Source organism: Micromonospora sp. WMMB235 (genome assembly GCF_001855515.1).
GTDB lineage: Bacteria > Actinomycetota > Actinomycetes > Mycobacteriales > Micromonosporaceae > Micromonospora > Micromonospora aurantiaca.
In genome coordinates, this window is record NZ_MDRX01000001.1 from 1,584,186 (window position 1) to 1,602,091 (window position 17,906).

The following is a 17,906-nucleotide window of genomic DNA, read 5'->3' on the forward strand; positions in this document are numbered from 1 at the left end:
ATGCCCCGAGAGCATCTCACGTCCCTGCCCGGAACCCGTTGGCACGTATGGCGTTCCGCGTTGCTCCGGTCGGCCGGTTTTCCGGCCGACGGGATGAGCCGGTTCGCCGCTCCGGCGCTCGCGGAGGCGGCCGACCGGCACCTGCGCGGGGACGGCGACGCCGCGGAGTTCGCTGCGGCGTTCGACGCCGCCGCGGCCGACCTCGGGCAGGCGGTCTACGACATCGCCTGCGACGACGCCTTCCGTACGGCGCTGACCTGGCAGAACCCGGCGGTCCTGCTCGCCGTCGACGCGATCCGGCGCGACGGCCCGCACGCCCCGCGCAATCTGCGCCGGCGGCACCGGGAGGAGGTCGTCGCGAAGTACTGGCAGCGGTACTGCCTGAAGAACGACACGGTGGGCTTTTTCGGCCCGATCTGCTGGACCGAGCTGGGCGGCAGCGGTCCGGTCGCGACGGTGCGTCCCGGCGCGGCGCTGACGCGTACCCGGAAGGTGTTCCTGGAGCGGTGGGGCCTGGACGCGCTCGCGGAGGCCTTCGCCCGGGTGCCCGGCGTGCGGGACTGGCTGCCGGTGCGGCTCGCCCCGCACCTGAGCCTGCGCGACCGCGTGCTGCGGCATCCGCACCATCCACCGCAGACACTCCCGGCGGCGACCGCCGGGCTGCTCGCGCTGGTGCGGCGCGGACCGCGCGTGGCCGACCTGGTCGCCGCGCTGCTCGCGGACCCGGCGAGCGGTTTCCGCCGGGCCGCTGACGTACACGCGCAGCTCGACGACCTGGCCGGGCGCGGCGTGCTGCGGATCGGCTTCGACCTGCCGGTCGACCTCACCGCCGAGGACGCGTTGCGCGATCAGCTCGCCGCGATCGGCGACGACACGGTCCGCGAGCGGGTGCTCGGCGACCTCGCGACGGTGAGCGACCTGCGCGACGCGGTGGCCGCCGCCGACGGCCCGGACGCGCTGGCCGCGGCGATGTCCGCGTTGGACCGGCGGTTCGTGGAACTGACCGGCCGGGCCGCGCGGCAGCAGCCCGGCGAGGTGTACGCCGGGCGCACGCTGTGCCACCTGGAGACGGTCCGCGACCTGGACGTCCGCTTCGGTGACGCGCTGCTGGAACGGCTCGCGCCGCTGGAACCGCTGCTGCTGTCGGCGCGGTGGCTGACCGCGGCGATCGGGCAGGCGTACGCCGACGCGCTGGCCGCCCTGTACCGCGACCTCGCGGCGGAGTCGGCCACCGACGACGTGCCGGTGGCCGACCTGTGGTTCCTGGCGCAGGCGGTGGTGTTCGGGGCGGATCCGCCCGCCGCCGCCGTCACCGCCGGGTTCCTGGACCGGTGGGCGACGGTGCTGGGCCTGGCCGACGCCGACGCGGACGCCCGGGAGCTGCGGTTCGACGCCGCCGCGCTGACCGAGCGGGTCGCCGCCGCGTTCCCCGCCGACGCGCCCGGCTGGGCCGCCGCCCGCATCCACAGCCCGGACGTGCACGTGTGCGCCCCGGACGAGGCGGCGCTGCTGCGCGGGGACTTCACAGTCGTGCTCGGCGAGCTGCACGTGGCCCTGGCGGCGTTCGACACGCACTTCTTCGCGTACGGGCACCCGGACCCGCAGCGGCTGCGCGACGGGATGCGCGCCGACCTGCCCGGCGGCCGGGTCCGGCTGCTGCCGCCGGTGGACTGGCCCCGGCACACCGCCCGGATCGCGGAGTGGCTGCACGGGCCCGGCGACGCCCAGCTCGGGTTCGTCAGCGCTCCCGGCGCCGACCCGGACCGCCTCGTGCCGATCACCACCCTGACCGTGCGGCCGGACGACGACGGCACACTGACCGCGCACGCCGACGACGGGCGGCGGTGGCCGCTGCTGGAGGTGTTCGCGCCGCTGTTCGACTACCAGGTGTTCGACACGTGGAAGCTGGCCGGCAACGCCGGGCGCACGCCGCGCGTCACAGTCGACGACCTGGTGCTGGTCCGCGAGACGTGGCGCACCACTGTGGGCGAGACCGGCCTGCACACGGTCAAGGGCGAGCGGGAACGCTACCTCGCGGTACGGCGCTGGCGGCTCGCGCTCGGCCTGCCCGAGCGGATCTTCGTGCGGGTCGACACCGAACTCAAACCCAGCTACGTGGACCTGACCAGCGGCGTCTACACCCGGCTGCTGTGCACGCTGCTGCGCGGCGCGCACACCAAGGGCGGCGACGGCGTCGGGCTCACAGTCACCGAGCTGCTGCCCGGCCCGGACGACGCCTGGCTGACCGACGGGGCCGGCCGGGCGTACGCCTCGGAACTGCGGCTACAGATCGTCGACCCGGCGCAGGTGCGGTAGCCACTCGGTGGCGTCCGCCGGCGCGTCGGGGGTCTCGGTGTCGAACAGGCGCAGCCGGCGTACGCCGTAGGCGCCGAGCGCCACCACGGCCAGGGCCAGCCCGGACACCACGAACGCGAACCCGAGTCCCCGGCCGGGGCCGGTTCCGATCAACGCGCCGACGCTGCCGGCCAGCGCGCCGCCGGGGGCGAACATCGGTTCCAGCAGCGACCCGCTCAGCGGCACCAGCACGGCGAAGCCCAGCGGCAGCGTCGCCCAGGTCAGCGTCTGGATGATCGCCAGCACCCGGCCGTGGAACCGCTGCGGCACCTTCACCTGGATGATCGACAGGTAGATGCCGTTGTGCAGGCCCAGGCCCAGCCCCACGCCGAAGCTGCCGAGCGCCACCAGCAGCAGGCTCGGGCGAACGCCGCTGAGCACCAGGCTGACCGCCACGCCGAACGCGATGGCGATCAGCGCGGGCATCCGGCGCCGGGTCGGGCCGCCCCACACCGCGATGGCGAGTCCACCGAGGACGGCGCCGAGCGCCTCGGCGAACGCCACGGTGCCGACCTGGCCCATCGTGCCGAACGCGAGCACCATCGGCGGCACCAGCAGCAGGCTCGCCAGGCACAGGTTGTAGAGCGAGAAGAAGCCCAGCATGGCCCGGAAGCCCGGCTCGGCCCACGTCATCCGCGCCCCGCCGATCAGCTCGGCCAGGAACGGCTCCTTGCGGCGCCGGCCGAGCAGGTCGGGGAACCGCACCGCGGCCAGCACACCGATCGCCACCACGTAGCTGACGATGTCGATGACCAGGACGCCGGCCAGGCCGATCGCGGCGAGCAGGCCCGCCGCCAGCAGCGGCACCGCGAGCGAGCTGAGCCCGACCGCGAGCTGCGCGATGCCGTTGGCGTGCCCCAGGTAGCGCTTCGGCACCACCTGCGGGATCGCGGCCAGGTAGGTGATGCGTTGGAACACCGACGCCGCGCCGAGCACGCACACGAGCGTGTAGACGGCCGCCAGTCCCAGCCGGTCGGTCCAGAGCAGCAGCGCCAGCAGCGCCTCCGCTGTCACCGCCGTCGCGCACGCGGCCAGCAGCACGCGGCGCCTGTCGAACCGGTCCGCGACCGCGCCGGCGACCGGCAGCGCCAGCAGCGCCGGCAGGTAGGCGATCACCCCGGACAGGCCGAACCACAGCATCGACCCGGTCTCCAGGTAGACCCAGACCGGCACCGCCCACTGGGTCAGCGCCGAGCCGGTCGACGAGATGAGCTGGCTGGCGGTGATCGCCAGGAACCGGCGTACGCCCGGTTGCACGCCGGTCTCGGCGGTGACCGGATCGGTGCTGGTGGCCGCCAGTGCCCAGCCGTTACCGGCGAGCTGTCGCGGCGCGGCGGACGGCTCGGCGAGCCGGGGATGGGTACGGGTGAGCACCTCGGCGAGCGCCTCGGCCCGCTGCTTGACGAAGTAGTGCCCGGCCTCGTCCAGCACCACGAGCGCTGTGGACTCGCCGAGGAAGCTCCACTCGCGGTACCGCTCCTCGTAGTACTCGGTGAGCACGTCGTGGGTGCCGACGACGGAGATCACCGGTGCGGGCACCCGGACCGGCTCGCCGTCCAGCCACTCGGTGAACCGCTCCTGCGCCTCGGCGGCCTCCCGGCGTACGTGGTGGACGAACCGGTCGACCTGCGCCTGGTCCAGGTCGGCCAGTTCCGCGCCGATCGAGCGCAGGAACGTCTCGTACCGCCGGTCCGCGCCCCGGGAGTCGGCCCAGTCGACGAGCCGGCCGAGCATGTTGTCCGGCCGGGCGGTCGGGAACACGCCACCGGCGTAGATCGCCTCGATCGGGCGTCCCCGCTCGTGCAGCCGCCGGGCGATGCCGGTCAGCAGCGCGCCGCCGACGCAGTGGCCGTACAGGACCAGCGGGCCGTCCACCCGCTCCTGGATCTCGGTCACGCACCGCTCGACCAGCTCGTCGAAGGGCAGCTCGGTGTCGCGGACGCCGACGTCGTGGCCGGGGATCGCCACGGAGAACAGCGTGTGCCCGGTCGGCAGCGCGTCCGCGAGCGGCTGGTAGATGCTGGCGAGCCCGCCGCCGTACGGCACGCACACGTACGAGCGCACCCGCTGGGCCGCCGGGACCGGCCGGGTCAGCTCGTACAGCAGCGGACGCTGCCGTTCCTGGTCCGCCGGGGCGTCGATCAGCGCGGCCAGCCCCTGCACCGTCGGGTGCGCGAACACGTCCATCACGCCGACGTCGACCTGCCCGTACGCCTCGCGCAGCAGCGCCAGCATCCGGATCGCCAGCAGCGAGTGACCGCCCAGCTCGAAGAAGTCGTCGTCCAGGCCGACCTCGGGCACGCCCAGTACGTCGCGCCAGGTGGCGGCGACGGTCTGCTCGACCGGGGTCACCGGGGGACGGCGCTGCGCGGGGGCGACGCCGGACGAGGGTGCGGGCAGCGCGGCGGTGTCGAGTTTGCCGTTCGCGGACAGCGGCAGCGCGTCGAGCGTGACGAACGCCGACGGCACCATGTACTCGGGCAGCCGCCGCTTCAGCGCCGCCCGCAGCTCCGCCGGGTCCGGGGCCTCCCCCGTCAGGTACGCCACGAGACGCTGCTCGGCGGGCGTGGCGCCGCGTACGACGACGGCGGCGGAGCCGACGCCCGGCTGTTCGCGCAGCACCGCGGCGATCTCCCCCAGCTCGATCCGCAGGCCCCGCAGTTTCACCTGGTCGTCGATGCGGCCGAGGAACTCCAGCGTCCCGTCGGTACGCCAGCGGGCCAGGTCGCCGGTGGCGTACAGCCGGCCGCCGGGCTCGCCGAACGGGTCGGGAACGAACGAGGCGGCGGTGAGTCCGGGGCGGTTCAGGTAGCCGCGGGCCACCTGCACGCCGCCGAGGTGCAGCTGCCCGGCCACGCCGGCCGGGACCGGGCGCATCGCCTCGTCGAGGACGTAGGTGCGGACGTTGCGGATCGGCCCGCCGATCGGCACCCGGGTCACGCCGGTCAGCGCGTCGGGGGTGGCCGCCCAGGCGGTGACGTCGATCGCCGCCTCGGTGGGTCCGTACAGGTTGTGCAGCGCCGCCGACGGGATCGCGGCCACGGCGCGGCGGGCCAGGTCGGCGGGCAGTTCCTCGCCGCTGCACACGATCCGCCGCAGCGACCCGCAGCGGCCCGGGTCGGCCGGGCCAGCGGTGGACAGGAACGCGTCGAGCATCGACGGCACGAAGTGGACTGTGGTGATCCGCTCCCGTTCGATCAGCGCCCGTAGGTACGCCGGGTCGCGGTGCCCGCCCGGCGCGGCCAGCACCAGCCGCGCGCCCACGAGCAGCGGCCAGAACACCTCCCACACCGACACGTCGAAGCCGATCGGCGTCTTGTGCAGTACCGCGTCGTCCGGTCCGAGCGCGAAGGCGTCCTGCATCCAGTCGAGCCGGTTGACGATCGCGGCGTGCTCGTTGACCACGCCCTTCGGCCGCCCGGTGGAGCCCGACGTGTAGATCACGTACGCCGCGTTCCCCGGTCCGGCGGCAGTGCCCCCAGCGGTGCGCGGCCGGTCCGGCGCGGTCAGCGGCAGCACTGTGCCCGGGACGGTCAGCCCGTCCGGCAGCTCGTCGGCCAGCAGCACCCCGGCGCCGGCGTCGGCGAGCATGAAGGCCAGCCGCTGCGGCGGGTGGTCCGGGTCCAGCGGCAGGTACGCCGCACCGGCCCGGTGGATGCCGAGCAGCCCTGCGATCAGGCGGCGGGAGCGGGGCTCGTGGATCGCGACCACCGACTCCGGTCCCACGCCGTGCGCGACCAGCCGTCGCGCCACCTGCTCGGCGGCGTCGGACAGTTGCGCGTACGTCATCCGGGTGTCGCCGTCGACCAGCGCGACCGCGTCCGGCGTACGGCGGGCCTGGGCGTCGAACAGCTCCGCCAGCGTGGTCCGGCGCACCGGGGCGGCGGTGGCGTTCCAGCCGGTCACGACCGCCGCGTGCTCGGCGTCCGGCATGACCGGCAGCGCGCTGACCCGGGTCCGGGGCGCGGCCACGGCGGCGGCGAACAGCAGCAGGTAGCGGTCCGCGAACGCCTCCATCGCGGCGCGCTCGAACAGCGCGGTGCGGTACTCCAGCCGCAGCTCGTCCCCGGCGATCTCCAGCGACAGGTCGTCCATGGCGCCGCCGAACGCCTCACCCCGGCCGGTAGGCAGGTGGTGGAACGTGAGCTGGTAGAGCGGCGGCACGCCCGGGTCGCGTCGTACCGCCAGCTCCTCGACGAGCTTCTGGAACGGCATGTCCTGGTGGTCCCAGGCGTCGAGCACGACCCGGCGGACCCGGCGCACGAGCGTCAGGAACGGTGGGTCGCCCGACACGTCGACGCGCAGCACCAGCATGTTCATGAACATGCCGAGCAGCGGTTCCAGCTCGGCCCGGTCGCGGCCGGCCACCGGCATGCCGACCACCACGTCGTCGCTTCCGGACAGCCGGTGCAGCAGCGCCACGTAGGCGGCGAGCTGCACCATGAACGGGGTCGCGGCGGCCTGCTGGGACAGCTCCGGCAGCGCCGCCGTCACGGGCCCGGGCAGCGTCCGGCGGACGTCGGCGCCGTCGAACGTGAGCGTCGCCGGGCGCGGCCGGTCGGTGGTCAGCGCGTGCACGGCGGGCAGGCCGGTCAGCGCCTCCCGCCAGTGGTCGCGCAGCTCGTCCCACCGGGGGCCGTCGAGGCGGTCGCGTTCCCAGGCCGCGTAGTCGGCGTACTGGATCGGCAGCTCGGGCAGGTCCGGCGCGCGGCCCGCGACGGCGGCGGCGCACAGCTCGGTCAGCTCGGCGCGCAGGTGCAGCAGGGACGTGCCGTCGAGGATGACGTGGTGCCCGGCGAACAGCAGCCACCAGGTGTCCGGGTCGAGCCGCAGCAGCCGGGCCCGCCACAGCGGGGCCGCGTCCATCGGCAGGTCGAGGCGGGCGTACTCGGCGACGATCCGGGCGCGGGCGGCGTCCCGCTCCGGCCCGGGCAGCGCGGACAGGTCGGTGACCGGCAACTCCACCGGGACCGTGGGGTGGATGTCCTGGTAGAGCCGTCCGTCGTGCAGGCGCAGCGCGGTGCGCATGGCCTCGTGCCGGTCGGTGACCGTCCGCAGCGCGGCGAGCGCCTGCTCCGGCCCGGTGCCCGTCGGCAGGGTGACCGCGTCGGTCATCGTGAACAGCGGTTGCCCGGGGCTGAGCTGGGCGGTGAACCAGACCCGCTCCTGGGCGTACGAGGCGGGAACGGTGTAGACGTCGTCCACCGGCGTGACGTCGTGGCGTGACTCGGTCATCCCGGCCGTCCCGGTCGGCGCAAGCGCGGGATGGGCGCCTCGGCCGGTGGGGCGGCGCGCAGCGACTCGATCCGGGCGGCCATCGCCGCGACGGTGGGCGCGTCGAACAGCACCCGCATGGACAGCCGGGCGCCCACCGCCTGCCGGATGCGCAGCACCAGCTGCGCGGCCACGAGCGAGGTGCCGCCGAGCCGGAAGAAGTCGTCGTGCGGGCCGACCTCGGTCACGCCCAGCACGTCACGCCAGATCCGGGCGACGGTGTCCTGCAGGTCGCCGTCGGCGGCGGTCACCGTCGAGGCGGTGGCCGCCGTGGTCGCGGCGAGCCGCCGCTCGTGCCCGGCGACCGCCTCCACCGTGTAGGCGCCGATCGCCACCGAGCCGGTCCGTCCCTCGGCGAGGACCCGGCAGGCCGCGCGCACCGCCGCGTCCGGGGCCAGCCCGTCGTGGTCGGGTACGCCCTCCTCCCGCCACGCGCCCCAGGCCACCGACAGCACCGGCGACCGCCAGCCGTGCGGGCTGCGCGCGTACGCGTCGAGGAACGCGTTGGCGGCCGTGTCGTCGGCGCGGCCCAGGCCACCGGCGAGCGCGGTCACCGAGGAGCTGAGCAGCACGAAGTCGAGCGGCATATCGCCGAAGACCGCGCGCAGCGCCAGCGTGCCGGTGACCTTCGGCAGCAGTTCGGCTGTCGCCTCGGCCGGCCGCGACCCGGTGGACAGCCCGGTGTCGGGCAGCCGCGCGGCGTGCACGATGCCGTCGAGCCCGCCGAGGTCGTCCTCGATGTCGGCGCGTACCGCCCGCAGCGCGTCCACATCTGTCACGTCGGCGCGCACGTGGCGGACCTGCGCCCCGGCCCGTTCCAGCGCCTCGACCAGGTCCGGCCGGGCGGTCCGGCCGACCAGCACCAGCCGGGCACCCCGGCGGGCCAGTTCGGCGGCGAACGCCCCGCCGATCCGGCCCAGCCCGCCGGTGATCAGGTAGCGCCCGCCGTCGCGCACTGCCGGCCCGGTACGCCGGCGCGCCGGTGCCGCCGCGAACCCGCGCGTCCAGCGGCGCCCGCCCAGCCGCAGCGCGACCGCCTCGGCCCGCTCGGCGCCGAGCAGCTCGTCCGCCAGCGCGTCCGCGCCCGGCTCGGCCGGGTCGGCGTCCACCCAGTGGCAGCGCAGTCCCTGACGTTCCAGCGGCACCGAGCGCACCACCCCGGCGACTGTGGCGTGTTCGGGGCGGAGCAGGTCGGCGCCGGTCACGTCGGCCGTCCCGGCGGTCACCACGTCCAGCGTCACGTCGGCGGCCGGCAGCGCCTCCACCAGGGTCAGCAGCGCGAGGTACCCGTGTTCCTGGGCCGCCGCCACGGCGTCGGCGTCCGGGCCGGCCGGGTCGCCGTCGAGCGCCCACGCGTGCACGATCCGGGCGGCCCGGCCGTCGTCGGCGCACTCGTCGAGCAGGCGCTGGTGGTCGGCGACGCTGGCCGGGCGCAGCCGGTAGCCGTCCGGGCGGACCGCGAAGGCCGGTCCGGGACGTACCACCGTGACGTCCGCGCCGCGCTCGCGCAGCCGGTCCGCGAGCGCCGTGCCGCGCTCACCGGCGGCGAACAGCAGCAGCGGCCCGGGCGCCTCGACGGGCGCGAGGTCGGGCAGTTGGCGCCAGACCGGCACCTCGGCCACGCCGTCGTCGTACCGCTCGTCGATGGCCGGTTCGGCGGGCGCGGCCACCGGTTCCGGGTCGATCCAGTACCGGGCGCGCTGGTACGGGTAGCCGGGCAGCGGCACCCGGCGCGGCGTGCCGGAGGCGGGCAGCCGCACCGGCACCCCGGCCGACCACAGGCGACCGGCCGCCTCGTACGCGGTCTGCCTGTCGGTCAGCCGCTCCCCCGGCGCGGGCAGCGTGCGCAGCGGCGCCCGGGCCCCCGCCGGCAGGCTGAGCCGGGCCAGACCGGCGAGCTGCCGGCCGGGACCGCACTCCAGCAGCAGCCAGTCGTCGGCGGCGCCGGTCGCGGCGAGCGCGGCCACTGTGGCGCCGAACCGCACCGGCCGGCAGAGCTGGTCGGCCCAGTACGCCGGGTCGGTGATCTGCTCGTCGGTGAACGGCGCGGCGGTCGCGGCCGAGAACACCGGCAGGTCCGGCGCCCGGCGCGGCACCGCCGCCACGAGCGCCGCGAACTCGTCGCGCACCGCCGCCAGCAGCGGCACGTGCATCGCGTACGGCGACCGCAGCGGCGTGCAGCCGATGCCGCGTTCGCGCAGGAGGACCTCGGCGGCGGCGACCGGTTCCGGCGCGCCGCCCAGCACGCAGGTGTGCGGGCCGTTGCTGATCGCCACCGCGACACCGTCGGGCAGCAGCGCCGCGATCTCGTCGGCGCCGCGCTGCACGGCGAGCATCCGGCCCTCCGGCGCGGCCTGCACGAGGCGGCCCCGGGCGGCGGCGAGCCGCAGCGCGTCCGGCAGGTCGAACACCCCGGCGACGGTCGCGGCGACCAGTTCGCCGACGGAGTGGCCGATCATCGCGGCGGGCGTGACACCCCAGTGCCGCCACAACGTCGCCAGCGCGTACTCGACGGCGAACAGCGCGGGCTGCGCCACCGCCGGTCCGGCCAGCCGTTCGTCCGCACCGGGTCCGGCGTCGAAGATCATCTCGTTCGCGTCCCAGCCGAGGATCGCGGCGCACTCGTCCACGGCGGCGGCGAACACCGGCTCGGTAGCGGCCAGGTGCGCGCCCATGGCGGGGTGCTGCGCGCCCTGGCCGGGCAGGAGCAGGCCCACCCGGGGCGGCGCGGCGGCGTCCCCGGTGGCGCGGCGTTTCGGGTCGGTGAGCGCCGCTGCCGCCCGGCCCCGGTCCACGGCGACGACGGCGGCCCGGTGCCGGTGCGCCGGCCGGCCCTCCCGCAGCGTGTACGCCACGTCGCGCAGCTCCACATCGGGCGCGCCGGTGAGCCGCTCGGCCAGCCGGGCACAGGCAGCGGCCAGCGCGTCGGGGGTCGCGGCGGACACCTGGAGCAGTTCGCCGCCGCCGTGATCCGGCTCCGGGGGTACGCGCGGCGGCGCCTCCTGGAGCACCAGGTGCGCGTTGGTGCCGCCGAGGCCGAGCGAGCTGACGCCGGCACGCAGCGGTCGCTGGTCCTCGGGCTCCCACTTGGTCAGCGTGGACACCACGTAGAACGGGCTCGCCTCGATGTCGATGTCGGGGTGCGGCCGGTCGTGGTTGACTGTGGGCGGGATGAGCCGGTGCCGCATCGACAGCACGGTCTTGATCAGGCCGATCACGCCGCCGGCCGCGCTGAGGTGACCGATGTTGGCCTTCGTGGAGCCGACGCCGCACCAGCCGCGCTCGGCGGTGCGCCGCCCGTACGCCGTGCTCAGCGCCGCCAGCTCGATCGAGTCGCCGAGGACGGTGCCGGTGCCGTGCGCCTCGACGTACCCCACCGAACGCGGGGCGACGCCGGCGACCGCGAGCGCCTGCGTGACCACCTCCACCTGACCGGTGACGCTCGGCGCGGTGAAGCTCGCCTTGGCCGAGCCGTCGTTGTTCACCGCGTTGCCGATGACCAGCGCCCTGATGTCGTCGCCGTCGGCGAGCGCGTCGGAGAGCCGCTTGAGCACGACCACGCCGACGCCGCTGCCGTAGACGGTGCCGTCGGCGTCCGCGTCGAACGGGCGGCAGTGCCCGTCGGCGGAGGTGTAGCCCTCGTCGGCGACGTACCCGACGCCGTGCGGCAGTTCCACGCACACGCCGCCGGCGAGCGCCGTGTCGCACTCGCCGCTGCGCAGCGCCTCGGCGGCCAGGTGCACCGCGACGAGCGACGACGAGCAGGCGGTCTGCACCGTCATCGCCGGGCCGCGCAGGCCGAGCCGGAACGCGACGGTGCTGGCCAGGTAGTCCGGCTTGTTGCCGAGCGACACGCGCAGCTCACCGGCGTCCGCGAGCGCCCGCGGGTTCCGCCGGACGTTCAGCCATTGGTACAGGTCGGCGTTGCCGCCCGCGTACACGCCGATCTCGCCGTCGTAGCGGGCCGGGTCGCAGCCCGCGTCGGTGAGCGCGGCGTGCGCGTGTTCCAGGAACAGCCGCTGCTGCGGGTCGGTCAGCTCCGCGTCGCGGGGGCTCATTCCGAACAGCTCCGCGTCGAACCGGTCCACGCCGTCGAGCACGGCGGCCACCGGCACGTACGCCGGGTCGTCGAGCTGCTCCGCCGGGACGCCCCGGGCCAGCAGCTCCGCGTGGGTGAACCGGGTGAGCGACTCGGCGCCGACGACCAGGTTGCGCCAGAACTCCTCCGCCGACGCCGCCCCCGGCACGCGCAGGCTGAGCCCGACGATCGCGATCGGCTCCACTGTCTCGTTCACGCCATGACCTCCGGCTCGGCCGAATCGCTGATGTGCAGGCGCAGTTCGCTGACGTAGCGGCGGCCCGCGCGGTCGGGCAGCCACGCCTGCCCGAGCGCGGGCAGCAGCTCCGACACGGTCACCGCCACGTCGTCGCCGCCGGCCCGCCGGGCGGCGCGCAGCAGCAGGCAGAGCCGGTTGGCGTAGAGCGGGCTGGTCAGGTCCACGTAGGTGGGCTTGAGTTCGGTGGCCACCCGGACGAAGACCCGTTCCGGCAGGCCCAGCGTGGCCCGCCAGCGGCGTACCGCGAGGTAGCGCCGCGCCTGGTCTACGGCGTCGGCCAGGCCGGTCGCCCCGACAGTGGTGCGCCAGGTCTCCCGGGCCAGCACCAGCCGGTCGACTGTCACCCGGGGGCTGTGCGGGCGGTCGGTCATCAGCTTGAACGCGTCACCGGCGTGCACCGCGATCAGGTCGGAGAACACCTCGACCAGCGGCCAGCGCGTGCCGTCCGGGCCGGTCGCCACCAGGACCCCGTCCACCTCGGACACGATCGCCGCGTTCGCCGGCACGAGCCGGTCGCGCGGCGCGCCGGGCGCGTCGGCGAACGCGAGCCGGTGGTCGTCCGGCCCGTGCAGGGACGCGGACAACCGTCCGCCCACGCGGGGGAAGTCGACCGGGTAGAGCGGACGCAGCCGTCCGGGGCCCAGGTCGGCCGCGTACGCGCGCCGCAGCCGGTCCACGTCGGGGTGACAGTGGGTGAACAGCTCGGCGTTGAACGTGGCGTACGCGGCGTGCAGCTCGCCGAGCACCGCCCCGAACTCGCCGGCGGCCAGCGCCTCGGGTGACTCGGCGAACAGTTGCAGGTCGGGGCTGTGTACCCGGCCCGCGCTCCAGCCGGGGCGGGTCGCCGGGAAGCGGTCGGCCACCAGGGGCGCCAGCTCGGCCGCGCCGAACTCCACCCGGGCCGTTCCCTCGGGCAGTCCGGCCAGTCCGAGCACCCGTTCCCAGCGGGCGGCGAACTCGGCCGCGACCCGGTCCACGGGCCGGTCGCCGGGCCCGAACAGCGGCCCCTGCGCGACGAACCACAGGTCGCCGAGCCGGACCGGTCCGTCGCCGCCGAGGTCGTCGTACAGGTCGCGCAGCGCGTCGCCGTACGCGGTGGCCAGTTCGGCGGTGAGCCAGCGTGCCGCCCGCAGCGGCAGGTCCAGCGCCGGGGCCAGGGAGTCGAGCAGGCCGCCGCCGACCGTGAGGTCCACGTCGCGTGCGGTCTCCTCGTGGCACAGCGCCCGCCCGGCGTAGTTCTGCCCGGCCCGGCGGCGCGGCGGCAGCCCGGTGAGCGCGGTGAACTCGGCGTCCAGCGCGGACAGCGCGCCGGTGAGCGCGGCCGGGTCACCGGCGGCGTCGGCGACCCGGGTCCGGGCGGCGGCCAGCCGGTCCAGCCCGTCCAGCGCCCGCGTGCGGCACTCCCGGTCACCGATCGCCGCGATCCGCTCCCGCAGGTGGCCCTGCGCGGCGAAGCCCTGCGGCAGGTCGAAGTCCCAGCGCAGCAGCCCTCGCTCGACGAGCTGCGCGAGCAGCAGGAACCCCTCCTCGGCGCGGCGTACGCCGGTCTGCCCGTCACGCACGAGGTCGTCGACGACGTCCCGGGCCGGGCGGGCGCCGTCGCACCGGCACAGCGCGATCGACTCGCTCAGCGACACCGGTTCCGGGCGCTGGGCGGGCCGGTGCACGACCCGGCCCTCCAGGTGGACGTGCGGCGCCCGGACCGGTGCCAGCCACTGCCGGACCTGCGGGTCGGCGGCCAGCCGGTCCGCGTACGCGGCGAGCGCCCAGTGTTCGAGGTGGACGGCGCGGTGACGGAGCAGCCCGGGGCCGGGCACGGCGGTGACACCGGGCGCACCCGGTGCCACGGCGCCCCAGCACACCGGCCCGAAGAAGCCGATGGTCTCGCACTTGGCGACGTAGCGCTGCCAGTACCCGGCGACGACGTTCTCCCGGCCCCGGCGGCGGACGTTGCGGGGTGCGTCCGGTCCGTCGCGGAGCAGCCCGTCCAGCGCCACCAGCGCCTCCGGGTTCTGCCAGGCGACGGCCTCGCGGAACAGCGGGTCGGCGGCGATCCCGCACAGCGCCGCCGACGACGCCCGGACGGCGGTGGCGTACGCGGCCGTGAACGCCGTCTCATCCAGGTCACCGTTCAGGTGCCGGTCGGCGGCGTCGGCGCAGTCCGGCGCGGCGAACCGGTCCAGTCCGTCGGCGGGGAACCCGGCGCTGCGCAGCAGCACGTCCCGCCACACCGACCAGCCGGTGTCGCCGAGGGGGACCAGGTACGTCACCGCGGCTCCTCCTCCACCACCGGGCGGCGCTGGACCCGCTGGCGGCGCAGCGCGCCCCGGCGTGCCGCCCGTTCCACCGCCTCGTCCTCGGCGTCCTCGCCGGACGACGCCGCACCGAGGCTGTCCAGGTGCGCGGCGAGCGCGCGGACGGTCGGGTGGTGGAACAGGTCCACGACCCGCAGGTTCGTGCCGAGCAGCCGGTTGAGCTGCCGTTGCACGACCGCGACCGCGAGCGAGCCGCCGCCGACGTCGAAGAAGCTGTCAGTCGCGGCCACCTCCGGTACGCCGAGCACGTCGCACCAGACCGCGGCGATCCGCCGCTCGGTGGCGGTGGCCGGGCGGGCGGCGGGCACCCCGGCGCGGCCTCCGGTCCGGTTCACCCGGGCGGCCCGGGGCACGCCGTCGGCCGTTCCGGCCGGGACGGCCGTCCAGGCGGGCAGCTCGGCCACCGGCCGCTCCGGGTCGGCGGCGCCGGCCCGCAGCAACCGCTCGACGTCGGCGAGCACGTCGCTGATCAGCGTCTCGCCGTAGACGTCCGGGTTGAAGACGATCTCCACGCGCAGCCGCCCGTCCCGGGTGATGCCGTAGAGCGTGAGGTCGAACGGTGAGCCGGGCGCGGGCACCGGCACCGGTTCGGCGGCCGGCCCGGCCAGGTCCAGCCGGGGCTCGTCGAACGTGTACATGTTGAACAGCACCTGCACCAGTGGGCTGCGGTCGAGCAGGCCGCCCAGCCCGAGGCCGCCGACGATGCGTTCGACAGGTGCCTCCGGGTGGGCGAGCGCGGCGAGCAGTTCCTCCCAGGCGGCGCGGACGTGCGCGGCGAACCCGGCCCCGGGCGTCTGCCGCAGCCGCAGCGGCGCGATCTCGATGAAGAAGCCGACCATCGCCTCGAAGTCGGCGGCGCGCCGGTCCACAGTGGGGGTGCCCACCACCAGGTCGGGTAGGCCGGTGCGCCGGGCCAGCACCAGCGCGAACGCGGCGAGCACGGCGGCGGCGGGGGTCGCACCGAGCCCGGCGGCGAGGTCGGTGAGCGCGGCGGTGGCGGCCCGGTCCAGCCGGGTACGCACCGTCGCGCTGGTGTACGTCTGTTCGGCCGGCCGGTCCCGTCCCCCGGGGAGTCGCAGCACCACAGGCGCCCCGGTCAGGTGGTCCAGCCACCAGTCCAGGTCGGCGGCGGCGCGGCGCCGGGCACGGTCGGCGCGCCAGGCCACGTAGTCGCCGTACGTGGCGGGCAGCGGCGGCAGCGGCGGCCCGTCCCCGAGCGCGGCCCGGTAGGCGGCGGCCAGGTCGGCGTAGAACAGCGACTGGGACCAGCCGTCGAACACGGCGTGGTGGGCGTAGACGGCCAGCACGTGCTCGTCGTCGCCGGTGCGGATCAGTTCGGCCCGCCACAGCGTGTCGGTGGCCAGCGCGAACGGCGTGGCGGCGCTCGCCGCGAGGTGGCCGGCGAGGTCCATGCCCGGGGCGAGGTCACGTACCGGCAGCGGCACCGGTGTGGACGGGTCGGCGACCGCGTACGGCACGCCGTCGCGCTCCGGGATGCGCCAGCGCAGGATCTGCTGACGGTCCGCGACGGCGGTGAGTGCCGTGGCGAGCGCCGCCACGTCGAGCGGGCCGGTGATCCGTTCGGCGAACGCGACGTTGTACGCCGACGCGGCGGCCGGGAAGTAGCGGTCGAGGAACCACAGCCGCTGCTGCGCCGGGGACAGCGCCGGTGGCCGTCCCCTGACGGCGGCGTCGGCCGGGCCGGTTCCGGCGGCGGCGTCGGCGCGGGCGGCGATGCCGCGTGGCGTCCGCCCCACCAGCACGTCCTCGATGGCGAGGTCGCGGCCCAGCCGCTCGCGCAGGTCCGCGACCAGCCGCATCGCGGTGATCGAGTGCCCGCCCTGGTGGAAGAAGTCGTCGTCGCGGCCGACAGTGGACACGTCCAGCAGCGCCGCCCACGCCTGCGCGACGAGGCGTTCGGTGTCGGTGGCGGGCGGCTCGCCGGACGGCACGGAAGCTGGTCCGGCGACGTCGAGCTCGGCCAGCCGCTCGGTGTCGATCTTGCCGTTGATGGTGATGGGCAGCGCGGGCATCGTGTGCATCCGGGCCGGTACGGCGGCGGGCGGCAGCAGCCGGGCGCAGTAGTCGCGCAGCTCGGCAGCGTCCAGGCCGGTCGCCACGTACGCGACGAGTTCCTGACCGCCGACGCCGGCGCGGACCTGGACGCTGGCCAGGTCGACGTCCGGGTGGCGGCGCAACACGGCCTCGACCTCGCCCAGTTCGATCCGCTGCCCGCGGATCTTCACCTGCCGGTCGGCCCGGCCGAGGAACTCCAGGCTCCCGTCCGGCAGCCACCGGGCCAGGTCACCGGTGCGGTAGAGCCGCTCCCCCGGCCGGCCGGAGAACGGGTCCGGGAGGAACCGTTCCGCAGTACGGGCGGCGTCGAACAGGTATCCGCGGCCGAGCCCCGGACCACCGGCGAGCACCTCGCCGATCTCCCCCGGGCCGACCTCGCGCAGCTCGTCGTCGACCAGGTGGATGCGGTGGTTGGCGGCGGGCCGGCCGATCGGGATGGGCCGCGTCCAGTCGCCGCTGCCCTCGAACCAGGTCACCAGCACCGTCGCCTCGGTCGGGCCGTACACGCTGATGAAGCGGCGCCCACCCGCGGTCCAGCGGCCGACCTGTTCCGGGCCGGTGGCCTCGCCGCCGGTGATGACCAGCCGTACGCCGGGAAGCCGGTCCGGGTCCAGCAGCGGCAGGATCGGCGGCGGCAGCACCACCACGTCGACTGCCTGATCGGCGCAGATCCGGTAGAGCCGGGTCGGGTCGGCCCGCTCGGCGTCACCGGCGAGCACGACTGTGCCCCCGGCGGCGAGCGGGGCGAGCATGTCGACCACCGACGCGTCGAACCCGATCGAGGCGAACGCCAGGCACCGGGTCGCCGTGCCGAACCCGGAGAACTCGGCGATCGAGGTGACCTTCTCGGTCAGCGCCCGGTGCTCGATCACCGCGCCCTTGGGCTGCCCGGTCGACCCGGACGTGAACATCGCGTACGCCGTGGTGGCGAGCGTCGCCGGGGTCGGCTGCCAGGGCGCGGTGGCGGCGGGGACGTCCAGCACGGTGCGGCCGGTGAACGTCTCGGCGGCGGGCGTACCCACGACGACGCGCAGCCGGGCCTCGGCGGCCAGCTCCCGCAACCGTCCGGGCGGCAGCGCCGGGTCGAGCGGGACGTACCCGGCGCCGGCGGCCTGCACGCCGAGCAGCGCGACCACCAGGTCCAGGCGGCGGTCCACGCAGACGCCGACGAGGTCGTCCGCGCCGATGCCGTGGTCCCGCAGCGACGCGGCGAGCGCGGCGGCCCGGCCGGCCAGGTCGGCGTAGCTGAGCGTCAGGTCGCCCTGCACCACGGCCGGCGCGCCGGGACGCCGCCGGGCGTGCGCGGCGACCAGGTCGGGCAGGCACACCTGCGGGTAGGGCAGCTCGGGGCCGACCTGCTGGTCGCGCTGATCGTCGCGGCCGGTCATCGTCGTGCCTCGATCCAGTGCCGGGTCCGCCGGAACGGGTAGCCGGGCAGCGGCACCCGCCGCCCCGGCGGCACGGGCAGGTCGGCACCGGCACGCCAGGCGCGGACTGCTTCGTCGCCGTCGACCGGGTCGCCGGCCGCGAGCGCGGTCAGCCCGGCCAC

At 76.0% G+C, this 17,906-nt stretch carries 6 protein-coding genes (1 of these 6 only partly in view); 1 reads left to right on the forward strand and 5 read right to left on the reverse strand.

The genetic code is table 11. The features are described from left to right. The gene (locus tag BFV98_RS06960; protein WP_071095475.1) at window positions 1-2,316 is read left to right on the forward strand and encodes a lantibiotic dehydratase; all 2,316 of its coding nucleotides are present in this window, start codon (window positions 1-3) and stop codon (window positions 2,314-2,316) included. Here BFV98_RS06960 and BFV98_RS06965 read toward each other — a convergent pair. The 5 genes in view from BFV98_RS06965 to BFV98_RS06985 are tightly spaced (each overlapping or abutting the next) and all read right to left on the reverse strand, a layout consistent with a single transcriptional unit that may run on beyond the window. Further along, a complete protein-coding gene (locus tag BFV98_RS06965; RefSeq protein WP_071095477.1) occupies window positions 2,284-7,590 on the reverse strand; it encodes a non-ribosomal peptide synthetase/MFS transporter in 5,307 nt (1,768 codons plus the stop codon). The genes BFV98_RS06960 and BFV98_RS06965 overlap by 33 nt on opposite strands. Further along, window positions 7,587-11,924 carry an SDR family NAD(P)-dependent oxidoreductase gene (locus BFV98_RS06970; RefSeq protein ID WP_071095479.1) on the reverse strand — a complete coding sequence of 1,446 codons (4,338 nt, stop codon included), beginning with the start codon at window positions 11,922-11,924 and terminating at the stop codon, window positions 7,587-7,589. The genes BFV98_RS06965 and BFV98_RS06970 overlap by 4 nt, the downstream gene beginning before the upstream one ends. Further along, the gene (locus BFV98_RS06975) at window positions 11,921-14,236 is read right to left on the reverse strand and encodes a lantibiotic dehydratase (protein WP_071095481.1); all 2,316 of its coding nucleotides are present in this window, start codon (window positions 14,234-14,236) and stop codon (window positions 11,921-11,923) included. The genes BFV98_RS06970 and BFV98_RS06975 overlap by 4 nt, the downstream gene beginning before the upstream one ends. Next, window positions 14,233-17,745, reverse strand: coding sequence for a non-ribosomal peptide synthetase (locus tag BFV98_RS06980; protein ID WP_071095483.1), 3,513 nt, complete (start codon window positions 17,743-17,745; stop codon window positions 14,233-14,235). The genes BFV98_RS06975 and BFV98_RS06980 overlap by 4 nt, the downstream gene beginning before the upstream one ends. Continuing rightward, window positions 17,742-17,906 carry the final stretch of a polyketide synthase gene (locus tag BFV98_RS06985; protein ID WP_071095486.1) on the reverse strand. Its footprint extends 1,485 nt past the window's final position, so only the last 165 of its 1,650 coding nucleotides appear in the window; the start codon falls outside the window, past its right edge; it ends in the stop codon at window positions 17,742-17,744. Before BFV98_RS06985 ends, BFV98_RS06980 begins: the two co-directional genes overlap by 4 nt.